The sequence below is a fragment of the Stenotrophomonas indicatrix genome (assembly GCF_050573115.1).
Classification (GTDB): domain Bacteria; phylum Pseudomonadota; class Gammaproteobacteria; order Xanthomonadales; family Xanthomonadaceae; genus Stenotrophomonas; species Stenotrophomonas lactitubi_A.
Map to the genome: position 1 here is coordinate 133,800 of NZ_JBNYZT010000004.1, position 15,057 is coordinate 148,856.

Below are 15,057 nucleotides of genomic sequence, written 5' to 3' on the forward strand. Positions count from 1 at the left end.
GGGCGATCAAGCCCGCGTGACCGTCCGCATTTGCCCCGGCCGGGGCCTCGGCCGCAGAATAAGAGGCTTTCCGGCCCCCATCAGGCGTCGGCGTTCTCCAGCGGAGCTTTCCCCCCATGCGTACCCACTTCTGCGGCCTGGTCGATGAGACCCTGATTGGCCAGACTGTCACCCTCGCCGGCTGGACCGACGTGGCCCGTAACCAGGGCGGCGTCTGCTTCATCGATCTCCGCGATCATGAAGGCATCGTGCAGGTGACGGTGGAGCTCGACAACGCCGAAGTGTTTGCCGTGGCCGCCAGCCTGGGCTATGAGGACGTGCTGCAGGTGGAAGGCGTGGTGCGCGCCCGCCACGCGGTCAACGACAAGCTGCGCACCGGCAAGGTGGAAGTGATCGCCACCGCCATCACCGTGCTGAACAAGGCGGCACCGCTGCCGTTCCATGCGCACGAGAACCCAGGCGAAGAAACCCGCCTGAAGTACCGCTACCTGGACCTGCGCCGTCCGGAAATGCAGCGCATGCAGCGCACCCGCATCAAGCTGGTGCAGGCCCTGCGCCGCCACCTGGACGAAAAGGGCTTCCAGGACATCGAAACCCCGATCCTGACGAAGGCCACCCCGGAAGGCGCACGCGACTTCCTGGTGCCGGCGCGCATGCACCCGGGCGAGTTCTACGCCCTGCCGCAGAGCCCGCAGCTGTTCAAGCAGATCCTGATGGTGGCCGGCTTCGACCGCTACTACCAGATCGCCCGCTGCTTCCGCGACGAGGCCCTGCGTGCCGACCGCCAGCTGGAATTCACCCAGCTGGACATGGAGTTCGCCTTCGTCCGCGAGCGCGACGTGCAGGACTTCGTCGAAGACATGATCCGCGGCATCTTCAAGGAAGTGGTCGACGTCGAGCTGGAGGCCAGCTTCCCGCGCATGACCTGGGCCGAGGCGATGCGTCGCTACGGTTCGGACAAGCCGGATCTGCGCATCGCGCTGGAACTGGTGGACGTGGCCGAACTGGTCAAGACCAGCGAATTCCCGGTGTTCACCGCTGCTGCCAACGATGCCGATGGCCGCGTCGCCGCGCTGCGCATCCCGGGTGGTGCCAGCCTGTCGCGCAAGCAGATCGATGAGTACGCCGCGCACGCCGCCAAGTACGGTGCGAAGGGCCTGGCCTACATCAAGGTGGGCGAGAACGGTGAAATCAGCTCGCCGATCCAGAAGTTCTTCAGCGAAGAGGGCTTCGCTGCGCTGGTGGCCCACGTCGGCGCCGGCAACGGCGACATCGTGTTCTTCGGTGCCGGCGGCTACAACAAGGTGTCCGACTTCATGGGCGCGCTGCGCCTGAAGGCTGGCAAGGACTTCGGCCTGGTCGCCGACAGCTGGGCGCCGCTGTGGGTCACCGACTTCCCGATGTTCGAGTGGGACGAGGAAGCGCAGCGCTACGTCGCCCTGCATCACCCCTTCACCGCGCCGGCCGTGGACGACATCGCCGATCTGCGCGCGCACGCCAAGACGGCCGTTTCGCGCGGCTACGACATGGTGCTCAACGGCAATGAAATCGGCGGCGGTTCGATCCGTATCCACCGCCCCGACATGCAGAGCGCGGTGTTCGAGCTGCTCGGCATCGGTGCCGAAGAAGCCCGTGCCAAGTTCGGCTTCCTGCTCGACGCGCTGAACTACGGCGCGCCGCCGCACGGTGGCATCGCCTTCGGTATCGACCGCATCGCCGCGCTGATGGCCGGCACCGAGTCGATCCGCGACGTCATCCCGTTCCCGAAGACCACCGGTGCACAGGATCTGATGACCGACGCGCCGTCGCCGATCGTGGACGAGCAGCTGGCCGAAGTGCACATCCAGGTTCGCCCCAAGAAAAACTGATCAGGAGATCCAGGCAATGACCGAGTTTGCGTTTTCGCTGGAGTGGGAAAAGCTGGGCAATGAAGGCTCCGAGGCCAACCTGGTCACCGAGCGTGCACGTGTCTTCGGTGGTTGGCTGGTCCGCGTCGGTACCAACCCGTCGGCCATGGCCCTGACCTTCGTCGCCGACGGCGAAGGTCGCTGGGACGGTGAAGACTTCGGCGTCGAGGATTACGAAGACGACGAAGAGGAAGAGGAAGAGTACGACGAGGACGAGGAAGGCGAAGAAGAGGAAGAAGGCGAGGAAGAAGAGGACGACGAGGAATACGAAGAAGAAGAGGAAGAGGAAGAAGACGGCAAGGAACCGACGGAGCGGGCTTGACCCGAACCGTTGTCCTGACGTCAACTCGACCCATGTATTCGATCCGCCGCGCCACTGTGGACGACGCGCCGACCCTGTCGGCGCTGGCTGCGCGCACGTTCACTGAAACCTTCGGACATCTGTATCCGCCGCAGGATCTGCAGGACTTCATCGACGCGTCCTACACGGTCGAGCGCCAGCGCACGATCCTGGCCCACCCCGATTACGCGGTGTGGCTGCTGGAGCTGGATGGGGAGGCGGTCGGCCATGCCGCCGCCGGCCCCTGTGGTCTGCCGCATCCGGACGTGAAGCCCGGTGACGGCGAACTCAAGCGCCTGTATCTGGTGAAGACGCAGCAGAGCTGCGGCTGGGGCAGCCGCCTGCTGGAAACCGCGCTGGCCTGGCTGGAGCACGACGGCCCGCGCACGCTGTGGCTGGGTGTGTGGTCGGAAAACTTCGGCGCGCAGCGCTTCTACGCCCGGTATGGTTTTGAAAAGGCCGGCGAGTACCTGTTCCCGGTGGGCGATACCAACGATCTTGAGTTCATTCTGCGCCGTCTGCCGCATCCGGCCTGAAGTCGTTCACCGCCGCTTGCCCCTGGCTTCTGTTCAATCACCGTAGTTCCGCCCCGCTGACCGCCAGGCTGTTGCACATGACTCCCCCCGTTCTGTTGTTGCATGGCATCTGGAATGCCCGTGCCTGGGTCGGGCCGCTGGCCTGGCGCCTGCGCGCGCGTGGCTTCCAGGTCCATACGTTTGGCTACTCGTCCGTATTTGGCGGCCCCGATGTAGCCGTCCCGCAGTTGCTGGAGCGGCTGGCTGATGCAGGCCCGCTGTCGCTCGTCGGGCACAGCCTGGGCGGCCTGTTGGCGCTGGAAGCCCTGCGCCGGCAGCCGCAGCTGCCCGTGCAGCGCGTGGTCTGCCTGGGTTCGCCACTGCGGGGCAGTGGCACCGCACGCTCGTTGTCCGAACATGGTTGGGGCCTGGCCCTGGGCCGCAGCAGCGAACTGTTGCTGGATGGGCTGCCGGACTGGCAGGGCAAGGCCGCAGTCGGCCTGATCGCCGGCTCGGTGCCGCATGGGCTGGGCAGTCTGCTCGGGGCGCTGGATGATGATTCCGACGGCACCGTCGCGCTGGCCGAAACCCGCCTGCCGGGCCTGTCCGACCACTGCGTGGTGCGCACCAGCCACAGTGGCCTGGTGGTGTCGCCGGATGCCGCGCGGCAGACCGCACATTTCCTCCGCCATGGCCAGTTCGACCATGGCCGGGACGCCGCTGCAGCGTAAGACGGTTCACCGGGCATGGCCCGGCGCTACCGGCCTGCCTTGGTGGGTGTGAACCGTCCTGCCTTGGTGGGTGTGAACCGTCCTGCCTTGGTGGGTGTGAACCGTCCTGCCTTGGTGGGTGCGAACCGTCCTGCCTTGGTGGGTGCGAACCGTCCTGCCCTTGTGGGTGCGAACCGTTGGTTCGCACGCTCTTGGCCGGGCCATGCCCTGCGGCATCTGCCCACCCTCGACACGGTCACCGGGCCCGATCAGGTAGAATCCGCGGCCTTATCCATCAACGCACGTACGGAAAGACCCATGGGTAGAGGCCCCTCCATCGAGAACCGCAAAAACGCGTCTGACGCGAAGCGCGGCAAGATTTTCACCAAGATCATCCGTGAGATCGGCGTCGCCGCGCGCGGCGGTGGAGGCGACCCCAACAACAACCCGCGCCTGCGTGTGGCCGTGGACAAGGCGTTGACCGCGAACATGTCCAAGGACGTGATCGAGCGCGCCATCAAGAAGGCCACCGGTGAACTGGAAGGCGTCGAGTACGAAGAGATCCGCTACGAGGGCTACGCGCCTGGTGGCGTGGCCGTCATCGTCGATTGCCTGACCGACAACCGCGTGCGCACCGTGGCCGATGTCCGTCATGCGTTCAGCAAGTGCGGCGGCAACATGGGCACCGAAGGCTCGGTCAGCTTCATGTTCAAGCGCGTGGGCGTGCTGCATTACGCTGCCGGCGCCGATGAGGACGCCATCTCCGAAGCGGCCATCGAGGCCGGCGCCGATGACATCGTGGTCTACCCGGAGGATGGCGCGATCGACGTGCTCACCGCCGCGGACAGCTTCCACGCGGTCAAGGATGCGATGCAGGCCGCTGGCCGCACGCCGGACCATGCCGAGCTGACCTTCCGTGCCGACAACGACATCAAGGTTGAAGGCGACACCGTCCTGCAGGTCAAGAAGCTGCTGGACATGCTGGAAGACCTCGACGACGTGCAGGACGTTTACTCCAACGCCGATCTCGGCGCGGACGCCTACGCCTGAACGGACGCTCCGCCGGTCGCCTTTGGCGGCCGGTGAGCGGACAATGCGGACCATGATGACCCCAGACGTTTCCAGCCATCACCGCCGCATGCGTCCTTCCCGGATCAGCGGCGCCCGCGTGTGTGCCGCATGACCCGTATTCTCGGCATCGACCCGGGTTCACAACGGACCGGGGTCGGCATCATCGATGTCGATGCCAGCGGCCGGGTCAGCCACGTGCATCACCAGCCGCTGGTTCTGCTTGGGGCAGATGACTTCCCGCAGCGCATGAAGCTGCTGGTGCTGGGCCTGGCCGAGCTGTGCCACGAGTACCAGCCGCAGGAAGTGGCCATCGAAAAGGTGTTCATGGCGCGCAACCCCGATTCGGCGCTGAAGCTGGGCCAGGCCCGTGGCGCGGCGATTTCGGCGGTGGTGCTGCGCGACCTGCCGGTGCACGAATACGCCGCCAGCGAGATCAAGCTGGCGGTGGTCGGTCGTGGCGGCGCCGAAAAGCAACAGGTTCAACACATGGTCGGGCTCATGCTCAACCTGAAAACCAAGCTGCAGGCCGACGCGGCCGACGCGTTGGCCGTGGCCATCACCCATGCCCACGTAAGGGCAACGGCTAACCGCCTGGGGCTGACTGCCCGCCAGGCGTGGGGTCGCAAATGAGGAGCTGCACGCAATGATCGGTCGACTGCGCGGAATCGTCGCCTACAAGGCGCCGCCGTGGCTGGTGGTGGACGTCAACGGGGTGGGCTACGAGCTGGAGGCGCCGATGAGCACCTTCTACGACCTGCCCGAGCTGGGCCGTGAGGTCACGCTGTACACCCATTATTCGCAGAAGGAAGACAGCGTCTCGCTGTACGGCTTCCTGCGCGAGGGCGAGCGCCGCCTGTTCCGCGACGTGCAGAGGGTCAGCGGCATTGGCGCGAAGATCGCGCTGGCCGTGCTGTCCGGCGTCACCGTCGAAGAATTCGCACGCATGGTCCAGGCCGGTGACATCACCGCGCTGACCCGCATCCCGGGTATCGGCAAGAAGACCGCCGAGCGCATGGTGCTGGAACTGCGTGACCGCGCGGCGCAGTTCGGCGCCGGTGGCGCACTGCCGACCGGCAGTGGCCCGGCCCCGGCCGATCCGCTGTCCGATGCCACCGTGGCGCTGCAGCAGCTGGGCTACAAGCCGACCGAGGCGGCGCGGATGGCGCGCGAAGCCTTCAACGAGGGCGATGAAGTGGCCATGGTCATCCGCAAGGCCCTGCAATCGGCGCTGCGCTGAGCCGCTCCATTTCCCTTCCAATTACACCCTGAGCTTCGCCAGGAGCCCCATGTCCAGCAGTCAAACCCCGCACACCGCCGCCCATGGCGGCCATGGTCACGCTCCCCCCGCCGGGGGGCTGGCGCTGATCATCGGTGCGATCGGCGTGGTCTTCGGCGATATCGGTACCAGCCCGCTGTACACCCTGAAGGAGGCGTTCTCGCCCCACTACGGGCTTACCAGCGACCACGACACCGTGCTGGGCGTGCTGTCGCTGGCGTTCTGGGCGCTGAACATCGTGGTCACCCTGAAGTACGTGACCATCATCATGCGCGCCGACAATGACGGCGAGGGCGGCATCATGGCGCTGATGGCGCTGACCCAGCGCACGCTGCGCAACGGGTCACGCTCGGCGTACGTGGTCGGCATCCTCGGCATCTTCGGCGCCTCGTTGTTCTTCGGCGACGGCGTGATCACGCCAGCGATATCGGTGCTGGGCGCGGTCGAAGGCCTTGAGGTGGCGGCCCCCGGGCTGCACGCCTTCATCGTGCCGATCACCGTGGTGGTGCTGCTGGCGGTGTTCGCGGTGCAGCGCTTTGGCACCGAGAAGATCGGCAAGCTGTTCGGTCCCATCACCTCGATCTGGTTCATCTCGCTGGCGGCGATCGGCATCTACAACATCGTCGACGCGCCGGAAGTGCTGAAGGCGTTCAACCCGTGGTGGGCGATCCGCTTCTTCATGGAACACGGCTGGCACAGCATCTTCATCCTCGGCGCGGTGGTGCTGGCGGTGACCGGTGGCGAGGCGCTGTATGCCGACATGGGTCACTTCGGTGCCAAGCCGATCCGCCACGCCTGGTACTTCTTCGTGCTGCCGTGCCTGGTGCTGAACTACCTGGGGCAGGGCGCGCTGGTGCTCAATCACCCCGAGGCGGTGAAGAACCCGTTCTTCGAGGCGGTACCGTCGTGGGCGCTGTACCCGATGATCGTACTGGCCACGATGGCCGCAGTGATCGCCTCGCAGTCGGTCATCACCGGTGCGTTCTCGGTCTCGCGCCAGGCCATGCAGCTGGGTTACATCCCGCGCATGCGCATCAAGCACACCTCGCACGACACCATCGGCCAGATCTACATCCCCGGCATCAACTGGGGCATCGCGGTGATGGTGATCGGCCTGGTGCTGGCCTTCCGCAGCTCGTCCAACCTGGCCGTGGCCTACGGCATCTCGGTGTCGGCCACCATGCTGATCGACACCCTGCTGCTGGCCCTGGTCGCACGTTCGCTGTGGCCGAAGGCACGCAACTGGATCCTGCCGCTGTGCGTGGTGTTCTTCGTCATCGACCTGGGCTTTGTCATCGCCAACGGCGCCAAGCTGCTGCAGGGCGCCTGGTTCCCGGTGGTGCTGGGCATCTTCCTGTTCACCATGATGCGCACCTGGCGTCGTGGCCGCGAACTGCTGCGCGATGAGATCCGCAAGGACGGTATCCGCATCGACACCTTCCTGCCGGGCCTGATGCTGGCGCCGCCGGTACGCGTACCCGGCACCGCGGTGTTCCTCACCGCCGACCCGACCGTGGCCCCGCATGCGCTGATGCACAACCTCAAGCACAACAAGGTGCTGCACGAGCGCAACGTGTTCCTGCATGTGGTGACCCTGCCGGTGCCGTACGCAGCGGAGGGGCAGCGCCTCAAGATCGAATCGGTGGGCGATGAGTTCTACCGGGTCTACGTGCGTTTCGGCTTCATGGAGACCCCCGACGTACCGCTGGCTCTGATGCGCTCGTGCGACCACGGCGGCATCTACTTCGACCCGATGGACACCACCTTCTTCGCCAGCCGCGAAACCATCGTCGCCACCGCCAACCGCGGCATGCCGATCTGGCGCGACAAGCTGTTCGCCCTGATGCACAGGAACGCCGCCCCCGCGACCGGCTTCTTCCGCATTCCGGGCAACCGCCTCGTAGAGCTGGGTGCGCAGGTGGAGATCTGACCGCACGGGGTCGGATCCCTTTTCCACAGGAAAAGGGCTCTGACCCCATGTTCGGTTCGTGCCATCCAGCGCCATCCACGCATGGCGTGGATCTACCGTGTCGACCAAGGTCGACACCCACCAGGAGCAGGCCATGTCATTCCGACAGATTGCGCAGATCTGTCGAAGGCGGGGTGGGTCCGGTTGCGGGGGCGTGAGCGCCATGGATGGCGCGACCGAGCTTACATGGACGTACTCGCAGCGTCCCCCGCAACCGGACCCACCCCGCCATCCCACGGGTAGCCCGATTTTGACGTTGACGTTGACGTTGATTCGGCAGGTGCCGGGCGCAGCCCGGCCGAATCCCCCCGCTTTTGCCGCATAATCAGCACATGACCGACGACCGCATCATCGCCGCCGGCGCCACCCGCGAGGATGACGCCGCCGACGCCAGCATCCGACCCAAGCGACTTGCCGACTACCTCGGCCAGGTGCCGGTGCGCGAGCAGATGGAGATCTACATCCAGGCCGCCAAGGGTCGTGGTGATGCGTTGGACCACGTGCTGATCTTCGGCCCGCCCGGCCTGGGCAAGACCACGCTCAGCCATGTCATCGCCAACGAACTGGGCGTGGCCCTGCGCGTGACCTCCGGCCCGGTGATCGAAAAGGCCGGCGATCTGGCCGCTCTGCTGACCAACCTGCAGCCGCACGATGTGCTGTTCATCGACGAAATCCATCGCCTGTCGCCGGTGGTGGAAGAAGTGCTGTACCCGGCGATGGAAGATTTCCAGATCGACATCATGATCGGCGAGGGCCCTGCGGCGCGCTCGATCAAGATCGATCTGCCGCCGTTCACCCTGATCGGCGCCACCACCCGCGCCGGCCTGCTGACCGCGCCGCTGCGCGACCGCTTCGGCATCGTCCAGCGGCTGGAGTTCTACAGCGTCGAAGAACTGACCCGCATCGTGCGTCGCTCGGCCGCCATCCTGGCCATCGACTGCACCGCCGACGGGGCAGGGGAGATCGCGCGCCGCGCGCGTGGCACCCCGCGTATCGCCAACCGCCTGCTGCGCCGCGTGCGCGATTACGCCCAGGTGAAGGCCGGTGGCCACATCGACCAGACCGTGGCCCAGGCGGCGATGCAGATGCTCAAGGTCGACCCGGAAGGCTTCGACGAGCTCGATCGTCGGCTGTTGAAGACCATGGTCGACTACTTCGACGGTGGCCCGGTCGGCATCGAGTCGCTCGCAGCGGCGCTGTCCGAAGAGCGCGGCACGCTGGAAGACGTGGTCGAGCCCTACCTGATCCAGCAGGGCTACCTGGTGCGCACCGCGCGTGGCCGTATGGCGACCCACAAGGCGTACCGGCACCTGGGCCTGAAGCCGAAGAACCCGCCGCAGGATCTGTTTGCCGAGGTCCCCGATGTCGGTTGAACCCTCGGTTGAACCCCGATTCAGTTGGCCGACACGCATTTACTGGGAAGATACCGACGCTGGCGGGGTGGTTTACCACGCACGCTACGTGGCCTTCATGGAACGGGCCCGGACCGAATGGATGCGTGCGCTGGGTTACGGCCAGGAGCGCATGCGTACCGAGCACGGCATGGTCTTCGCGGTGCGCTCCATGCAGATGGACTTCATCAAGCCGGCACGGCTGGATGACCAGCTGCAGGTGAGCGCCAGCCTGGTCCAGCTGAGGAAGGCCAGCATGGTCTTCGACCAGCAGGTCCTGCGCGACGGCCAGCTGCTGCTGTCCGCGCAGGTCCGCATCGCCGCACTGGACGCGGCCAGTTTCCGCCCGCGTGGCATGGACGATTCCGTCCTTGCCGCGCTGCAACCCCACCTCCACCCCGAATCCGAACAGAACTCTTGAGGAACAACGGATGATCGCAACGCTCCTGGCCCTGCAGGCCACGGTCACCGAGGCTTTGCCGGCTGACGTCAGCAATGCCGCGACCCAGACCCTTGCCCAGGCCACCACCGGCGGCGGCATCAACTACCTCGAACTGATGGCCAAGGCCAGCCTGCCGGTGAAGATCATCGTGCTGGCGCTGCTGGTCGGCTCGTTCGTCAGCTGGGTGATCATTTTCCGCAAGGCCCGCATCTTCAAGCAGGCCACCCGCGAAGCCGACGAGTTCGAGAACCGCTTCTGGTCCGGTGCCGACCTGGGCAAGCTGTACAGCTCGGCCACCGACCGCAGCCGCAATGTCGGCGGCCTGGAAGCGATCTTCGAAGCCGGTTTCCGCGAATACACCCGCCTGCGCGACAAGCGCCGGCTGGATGGCCGTGCCCAGCTGGAAGGTGCCCAGCGCGCGATGCGCACCACCTACACCCGCGAAGTCGACCAGCTCGAACGCAACCTGGAACTGCTGGCCAACATCGGCTCGACCGCCCCGTACGTGGGCCTGGTCGGTACCGTGTTCGGCATCATGGTGACCATGCACGACATGATCAGCAGCGGTGCCCAGGCCGGTATCGCCGCCGTCGCCCCGGGCATCTCCGAAGCGCTGTTCGCCACCGCCATCGGCCTGTTCGTGGCGATTCCGGCAGTGTGGGCCTACAACCGCTTCACCACCCGCGTGGAGCGCATGTCGGTGCGTTTCGAGACCTTCGCCGACGAGTTCAGCTCGATCCTGCAGCGCCAGAGCGCTGGCGACGAGTAAGCGCCAGACCCGGGAGTCCAAGCCATGTCCGCTGCCATCGGTCGCCGCAAGCGCCGCAAGCTGAAATCGGAAATCAACGTCGTTCCCTATATCGACGTCATGCTGGTGCTGTTGATCATCTTCATGGTCACCGCGCCCATGCTCACCCTGACCTTCGACGTCGACCTGCCCAATTCCAACGCCAAGGCGCTGGAAAGCAAGCAGGATCCGTTGATCGTTTCGGTGCGCCAGGACGGTCAGCTGAGCCTGAAGCTGCCCGACGCCAAGGAACCCACCGCAGTCACCGCCGAGGAACTGCAGGGCCACCTGTCCGGCATCGCCGCGCAGGACAAGGACGTGCGCGTGATCGTCGCCGCCGACCGTGCCGTGGCCTATGAAAAGGTCATCGATGCGATGGATGTGATCAAGCGCGCCCACGTCGACAAGGTGAGCCTGGCCACCGATGCACGCTGACGCCCTGCCACCGCCGCATACGGAGGAACCGGGCTGGGGCCTGCCCCTGGTGCTGGCCGTGCTGGTGCACCTGCTGGTGGCGCTGATCTTCATCGGCGCCTGGCTGTGGTCACCCCAGCGCAACACCGACGCTGCGATCGGCGATCCCTCGGTGGAAGCCAGCCTCGCGCTGTCCGCCTCCGAGGCGGCTGCCGCGCGCCAGGCCCTGCGCCAGTCGGAGAAGCTGGAGGACCTGCCGCCACCGGTCGCCGAGCCGATTCCGGTACCCGAAGACACCATCCCGCCGCCGCAGCCGATTGAAGAGCCGCGCCCGCAGGACGCACCCACGCCGCAGCAGCAACAGGCGCAGGAGCGCGTCGCGCAGCCGGACACCAAGGACCAGGACGCAGTGAGCGCGCTGGCCATCTCGCAGGAGAAGGCCAAGCAGGAACAGGAAGCCAAGCGCCGCCAGGAACAGATTGACCTGACCGAACGCAAGCGCCAGGAAGAGGCAGAGCAGAAGCTGCGCCTGGCCAAGCAGCAGGAAGCGGACGCCAAGAAGAAGCAGGCGGACCAGGAGCGTCTGGCTGCCGACAAGGCCGAAGCCGAGAAGCAGAAGAAGATCGCCGACATCCGTGCCCGCCGCGAGCAGGCCGAGAAGGAAGCCAAGCTGGCCGAGCAGAAGCTGCGCCAGGTCGCTGCCGCGCGTAACGCTGCCGGCAGTGCTGCCGCAGGCGCCAGCGGCGCCGCACAGCCGGCCGCCGGTGGTGGTGGCAGCAGTGACGACCTGTCTGCCAAGTACGCTGCGGCCATCCAGGCCAAGGTGCTGGCGCAGTGGGTGCGTCCGGACAGCGTGCCGCTGGGCCAACGCTGCCAGATCACCATCAACCAGCTGCCGGGGGGAACGGTCCGCAGCGCTACGGTCAGCGCCGGCTGCCCGTTCGACGAGGCCGGCAAGCGCTCGATCGAAGCCGCCGTGCTCAACGCCCAGCCCTTGCCGTACCGTGGCTTCGAGCAGGTATTTGCGCGCACGATCAACTTCACCTTCACCGCCCAGGATCGCTGAGGCGCAGGGGCAGGGCAGCCCTTTGGGGTTGTCCCGTCATCCGATGACGCCTCTGACTCTGGATCGTACGGTGCCGTCCAAGCCATGCTTTGGACGAGTCATCCGCACGGAAGTTGGCCGCGACGTTAACGGCATGTGAGAGAACCGGCTGGCACTGACCCGGAATTCACGTACCCTTGGTTCATGATTGCGAAGCGGTTCACTCCCGTTTTGCTATCCCTCGTTCCGGTTTCCCTTTTTTGAGCTCTCCATGAAGAAGATGCCTCGCTGGCTTGCCGTGTTTGCGGCCCTGTTGTTGCCTTTCGCTGCCGTCGCGCAGCAGAAGGGGCTGGATATCGACATCATCGGCGGCAATGCCTCCGCGTTGCCGATCACCATCGTGCCGATGCCCTACCAGGGTTCGGCTGCCGCTCCGCAGACCGACGTCGCCGGCGTGGTCCGTGCCGACCTCGAACGTTCGGGCCAGTTCCGTACGCTGCCCGAAGCGCAGATCGTCGAAAAGCCGATCCGTGGCGGTGACATCCAGTTCGCCACCTGGCGCGCGCTGAAGCAGAACTACATCGTCGTCGGCCGGGTCATGGATGCCGGTGCCGGCGCCTACCGCGTCGAGTACGAGCTGTTCGACGTGCCCAAGGGCGAGCGCCTGCTGGGCCTGGCGATGACCGCACGCGGCAACGCCATGCGCGACGTCGCCCACCAGATGGCCGACGCCATCTACGAGAAGATCACCGGTGTCCGTGGCGCCTTCTGGACCCGCATCGCCTACGTGACCGCCAGCGGCAAGGGCGACGCCATGCGCTATGCGCTGATGGTCGCCGATTCGGACGGCTTCAACCCGCAGACCATCGTGCGTTCGGCCGAGCCGCTGCTGTCGCCGTCGTGGAGCCCGGATGGCAACAAGCTGGCCTACGTCAGCTTTGAGCGTGGCAACTCGGCCATCTACATCCAGAACATCTCCACCGGCGCCCGTGAACTGGTTACCAGCTTCCGCGGCATCAACAGCGCCCCGGCCTTCTCGCCGGACGGCCGCAAGCTGGCCCTGACCCTGTCGCGTTCGGGCAATCCGGAAATCTACGTGATGGACCTGGGCAGCAAGCAGTTGACCCAACTGACCAACCACTTCGCCATCGATACCGAGCCGACCTGGGCCCCGGACGGCAGCGCGGTGTACTTCACTTCCGACCGCGGCGGCCGCCCGCAGGTCTACAAGGTCGGTGCCGGTGGTGGCAGCGCCGAGCGCGTGACCTTCCAGGGCAACTACAACGCCAAGCCCTCGGTGTCCTACGACGGCAAGAAGATCGCCGTGGCCCAGGGTTCGGGCAACAGCTACAAGATCGCGCTGATGGACAGCTCGCTGGGCTCGCCGCGCTGGAGCACGCTGTCGCCGGGTTCGCTGGACGAGTCGCCGAGCTTCGCGCCCAACGCAAGCATGGTGCTGTATGCCGCCCGTGAGGGTGGTCGTGGTGTGCTGTACGCCGTCTCGGCCGACGCGCGCGTGCGCCAGCGCCTGGTTCTGGCAGACGGTGATGTGCGCGAGCCGGCATGGTCCCCATACCGTACCCAGCGCTAAAAGAGTGTTAATATTTTCTCTGTATTGAACCCCTCATCGGCTTAGGAGCCACAAAGGTATCGCCATGAACAAGTCCACCCGCGTTCTGCTTGTTTCCCTGCTGTCCGTGGCCGTCCTGGCCGGTTGCTCGAAGAAGGTCAAGGAAGAAGCCCCGGCTCCGGTCGATACCGGCACCTCGACCACCACCCCGACCGGTCCGTCCACCTCCGGCCTGTACGGCCCGGGCGATCTGGACACCGATGCCTGCCTGCGTCAGCGCGTTGTCTACTTCGACCTGGACAAGGAAGAAGTGAAGTCGGAATTCCAGGCCATCATGGCTTGCCACGCCAAGTACCTGCGTGACCGTCCGTCTTCGCGCATCACCCTGCAGGGCCACACCGACGAGCGCGGTTCGCGCGCGTACAACCAGGCCCTGGGCGAGCGTCGTGGCAACGGCGTCAACTCGGCGCTGCAGGCCAACGGTGGCTCGGCTTCGCAGCTGACCGTCGTGTCCTACGGTGAAGAGCGTCCGGTCTGCACCGAGTCGAACGAGTCCTGCTGGTCGCAGAACCGTCGCGTCGAAATCGTCTACACCGCGCAGTAATCCATGCGCCTTGGCATCAAACTGATGCTGGTCGTTGCGGCAGCCCTCGTGGCTGCCGCACCGGCGCATGCACAACGTCAGAGTCTGGCCGACCGCGTCGGTTCGCTCGAGCAGCAGATGTACAACAACAGTGCCAACCAGGACCTGTTGAACCAGATCAATCAGCTGCGGCAGCAGGTCACCAGCCTGCAGGCCTCGATCGAGCAACTCCAGCACGACAACGCCCAGCTCAAGCAGTCCGCCCAGGACCAGTACCTGGATCTGGACAGCCGCCTGAACCGGTTGGAAGGGGGCTCTGCCGCCCCGGCCCTGCCTGCTGTTCCGGCGAGCGCACCGAAGGCTCCTGCAGCCCCGGCAAAACCCGCAGCGGCGGCCACTTCCGAGCGGCCGCCCTCCGTCCATGGTGACCCGGGCAGCCTGGCCGTCACCGGTGACGAGCGTACCTCCTACAACGTGGCTTTCGATGCGTTGAAGGCAGGCAAGTACGATGATTCCGCGCAGCTGTTCCTGAGCTTCCTGGAGCTGTACCCGAACGGCGTCTACGCCCCCAATGCGCTGTACTGGCTGGGCGAGAGCTATTACGCCACCCGCAATTTCCCGATGGCCGAGTCCCAGTTCCGTGAACTGCTCTCGCGCTATCCCACCCACGACAAGGCCGCAGGTGGCCTGCTCAAGGTCGGCCTCTCGCAGTATGGCGAGGGCAAGGTCGACCAGGCCCAGCAGACGCTGGAGACCGTCGTGGCGCAATACCCAGGCTCGGATGCCGCGCGTACCGCGCAGGATCGCCTGCAATCGATCCGCCTCGGCAATCAGATCCGCTGATCCGCTGATCCGCTGACCGGGCGTACAATATGTGTCCCGTAGCGCCGAGCCCATGCTCGGCTGCTTTCGTTTCCGGCCAGGCCAGGCCTGCCCGGTTTCAGTAGAGCCGAGCCATGCTCGGCTGCTTTTGTCCCCGGCAGGGTCATCCCCGACCGGTTGTTTTTGTAGAGCCGAGCCATGCTCGGCTGCTTTCG

Annotated in this window: 16 protein-coding genes; all 16 read left to right on the forward strand. The window is 65.9% G+C overall.

Features of this window, described 5'->3' with window-relative positions:
• The first annotated feature begins 116 nt into the window (after positions 1-116).
• A complete protein-coding gene (gene aspS / locus ACQ5SA_RS11555) occupies positions 117-1,868 on the forward strand; it encodes an aspartate--tRNA ligase (RefSeq protein WP_089236568.1) in 1,752 nt (583 codons plus the stop codon).
• A 16-nt stretch (positions 1,869-1,884) separates the two neighbouring features.
• On the forward strand, positions 1,885-2,229 hold the full coding sequence (locus ACQ5SA_RS11560) for a DNA primase (RefSeq protein ID WP_353099847.1): 345 nt from the start codon (positions 1,885-1,887) through the stop codon (positions 2,227-2,229).
• A 32-nt stretch (positions 2,230-2,261) separates the two neighbouring features.
• Complete coding sequence (locus tag ACQ5SA_RS11565; protein ID WP_251476657.1) at positions 2,262-2,783, forward strand: GNAT family N-acetyltransferase; 522 nt, start codon at positions 2,262-2,264, stop codon at positions 2,781-2,783.
• A gap of 77 nt (positions 2,784-2,860) precedes the next feature.
• Positions 2,861-3,493 carry an esterase/lipase family protein gene (locus tag ACQ5SA_RS11570; RefSeq protein ID WP_089236565.1) on the forward strand — a complete coding sequence of 211 codons (633 nt, stop codon included), beginning with the start codon at positions 2,861-2,863 and terminating at the stop codon, positions 3,491-3,493.
• 297 nt (positions 3,494-3,790) lie between these two features.
• Positions 3,791-4,522: a YebC/PmpR family DNA-binding transcriptional regulator gene (locus ACQ5SA_RS11575; protein ID WP_089236564.1), complete on the forward strand. Its 732-nt coding sequence runs from the start codon at positions 3,791-3,793 to the stop codon at positions 4,520-4,522.
• Positions 4,523-4,651: 129 nt separating this feature from the next.
• Positions 4,652-5,173, forward strand: a complete 522-nt coding sequence (ruvC, locus tag ACQ5SA_RS11580; RefSeq protein ID WP_089236563.1) for a crossover junction endodeoxyribonuclease RuvC — start codon at positions 4,652-4,654, stop codon at positions 5,171-5,173.
• Between the two features lie 13 nt (positions 5,174-5,186).
• The gene (ruvA, locus tag ACQ5SA_RS11585; protein ID WP_099818801.1) at positions 5,187-5,780 is read left to right on the forward strand and encodes a Holliday junction branch migration protein RuvA; all 594 of its coding nucleotides are present in this window, start codon (positions 5,187-5,189) and stop codon (positions 5,778-5,780) included.
• 49 nt (positions 5,781-5,829) lie between these two features.
• Positions 5,830-7,749, forward strand: a complete 1,920-nt coding sequence (locus tag ACQ5SA_RS11590) for a potassium transporter Kup (RefSeq protein WP_089236561.1) — start codon at positions 5,830-5,832, stop codon at positions 7,747-7,749.
• Between the two features lie 371 nt (positions 7,750-8,120).
• Positions 8,121-9,161 carry a Holliday junction branch migration DNA helicase RuvB gene (gene ruvB, locus ACQ5SA_RS11595; protein WP_100460134.1) on the forward strand — a complete coding sequence of 347 codons (1,041 nt, stop codon included), beginning with the start codon at positions 8,121-8,123 and terminating at the stop codon, positions 9,159-9,161.
• Positions 9,151-9,600 carry a tol-pal system-associated acyl-CoA thioesterase gene (gene ybgC, locus ACQ5SA_RS11600; RefSeq protein WP_499314307.1) on the forward strand — a complete coding sequence of 150 codons (450 nt, stop codon included), beginning with the start codon at positions 9,151-9,153 and terminating at the stop codon, positions 9,598-9,600. Before ruvB ends, ybgC begins: the two co-directional genes overlap by 11 nt.
• Positions 9,601-9,610: 10 nt before the next feature.
• The gene (gene tolQ / locus ACQ5SA_RS11605) at positions 9,611-10,390 is read left to right on the forward strand and encodes a protein TolQ (protein ID WP_025874672.1); all 780 of its coding nucleotides are present in this window, start codon (positions 9,611-9,613) and stop codon (positions 10,388-10,390) included.
• Between the two features lie 24 nt (positions 10,391-10,414).
• Positions 10,415-10,843: a protein TolR gene (tolR, locus tag ACQ5SA_RS11610; protein WP_100553348.1), complete on the forward strand. Its 429-nt coding sequence runs from the start codon at positions 10,415-10,417 to the stop codon at positions 10,841-10,843.
• Entirely contained in the window at positions 10,833-11,888 is a 1,056-nt protein-coding gene (gene tolA, locus ACQ5SA_RS11615) for a cell envelope integrity protein TolA (protein ID WP_499314308.1), read from the forward strand. Before tolR ends, tolA begins: the two co-directional genes overlap by 11 nt.
• Before the next feature lie 250 nt (positions 11,889-12,138).
• On the forward strand, positions 12,139-13,458 hold the full coding sequence (gene tolB / locus ACQ5SA_RS11620) for a Tol-Pal system beta propeller repeat protein TolB (protein ID WP_100460130.1): 1,320 nt from the start codon (positions 12,139-12,141) through the stop codon (positions 13,456-13,458).
• A gap of 64 nt (positions 13,459-13,522) precedes the next feature.
• A complete protein-coding gene (gene pal / locus ACQ5SA_RS11625) occupies positions 13,523-14,041 on the forward strand; it encodes a peptidoglycan-associated lipoprotein Pal (protein ID WP_100553345.1) in 519 nt (172 codons plus the stop codon).
• A gap of 3 nt (positions 14,042-14,044) precedes the next feature.
• A complete protein-coding gene (gene ybgF, locus ACQ5SA_RS11630) occupies positions 14,045-14,863 on the forward strand; it encodes a tol-pal system protein YbgF (RefSeq protein WP_088100990.1) in 819 nt (272 codons plus the stop codon).
• The last annotated feature ends 194 nt before the right edge of the window (positions 14,864-15,057 follow it).

What these genes read in the sequence shown, in the direction of transcription:
- aspS (WP_089236568.1), top strand. Translation starts at nt 117, where the DNA reads ATGCGTACCCACTTCTGCGGCCTGGTCGATGAGACCCTGATTGGCCAG.
- ACQ5SA_RS11560 (WP_353099847.1), top strand. Translation starts at nt 1,885, where the DNA reads ATGACCGAGTTTGCGTTTTCGCTGGAGTGGGAAAAGCTGGGCAATGAA.
- ACQ5SA_RS11565 (WP_251476657.1), top strand. Translation starts at nt 2,262, where the DNA reads ATGTATTCGATCCGCCGCGCCACTGTGGACGACGCGCCGACCCTGTCG.
- ACQ5SA_RS11570 (WP_089236565.1), top strand. Translation starts at nt 2,861, where the DNA reads ATGACTCCCCCCGTTCTGTTGTTGCATGGCATCTGGAATGCCCGTGCC.
- ACQ5SA_RS11575 (WP_089236564.1), top strand. Translation starts at nt 3,791, where the DNA reads ATGGGTAGAGGCCCCTCCATCGAGAACCGCAAAAACGCGTCTGACGCG.
- ruvC (WP_089236563.1), top strand. Translation starts at nt 4,652, where the DNA reads ATGACCCGTATTCTCGGCATCGACCCGGGTTCACAACGGACCGGGGTC.
- ruvA (WP_099818801.1), top strand. Translation starts at nt 5,187, where the DNA reads ATGATCGGTCGACTGCGCGGAATCGTCGCCTACAAGGCGCCGCCGTGG.
- ACQ5SA_RS11590 (WP_089236561.1), top strand. Translation starts at nt 5,830, where the DNA reads ATGTCCAGCAGTCAAACCCCGCACACCGCCGCCCATGGCGGCCATGGT.
- ruvB (WP_100460134.1), top strand. Translation starts at nt 8,121, where the DNA reads ATGACCGACGACCGCATCATCGCCGCCGGCGCCACCCGCGAGGATGAC.
- ybgC (WP_499314307.1), top strand. Translation starts at nt 9,151, where the DNA reads ATGTCGGTTGAACCCTCGGTTGAACCCCGATTCAGTTGGCCGACACGC.
- tolQ (WP_025874672.1), top strand. Translation starts at nt 9,611, where the DNA reads ATGATCGCAACGCTCCTGGCCCTGCAGGCCACGGTCACCGAGGCTTTG.
- tolR (WP_100553348.1), top strand. Translation starts at nt 10,415, where the DNA reads ATGTCCGCTGCCATCGGTCGCCGCAAGCGCCGCAAGCTGAAATCGGAA.
- tolA (WP_499314308.1), top strand. Translation starts at nt 10,833, where the DNA reads ATGCACGCTGACGCCCTGCCACCGCCGCATACGGAGGAACCGGGCTGG.
- tolB (WP_100460130.1), top strand. Translation starts at nt 12,139, where the DNA reads ATGAAGAAGATGCCTCGCTGGCTTGCCGTGTTTGCGGCCCTGTTGTTG.
- pal (WP_100553345.1), top strand. Translation starts at nt 13,523, where the DNA reads ATGAACAAGTCCACCCGCGTTCTGCTTGTTTCCCTGCTGTCCGTGGCC.
- ybgF (WP_088100990.1), top strand. Translation starts at nt 14,045, where the DNA reads ATGCGCCTTGGCATCAAACTGATGCTGGTCGTTGCGGCAGCCCTCGTG.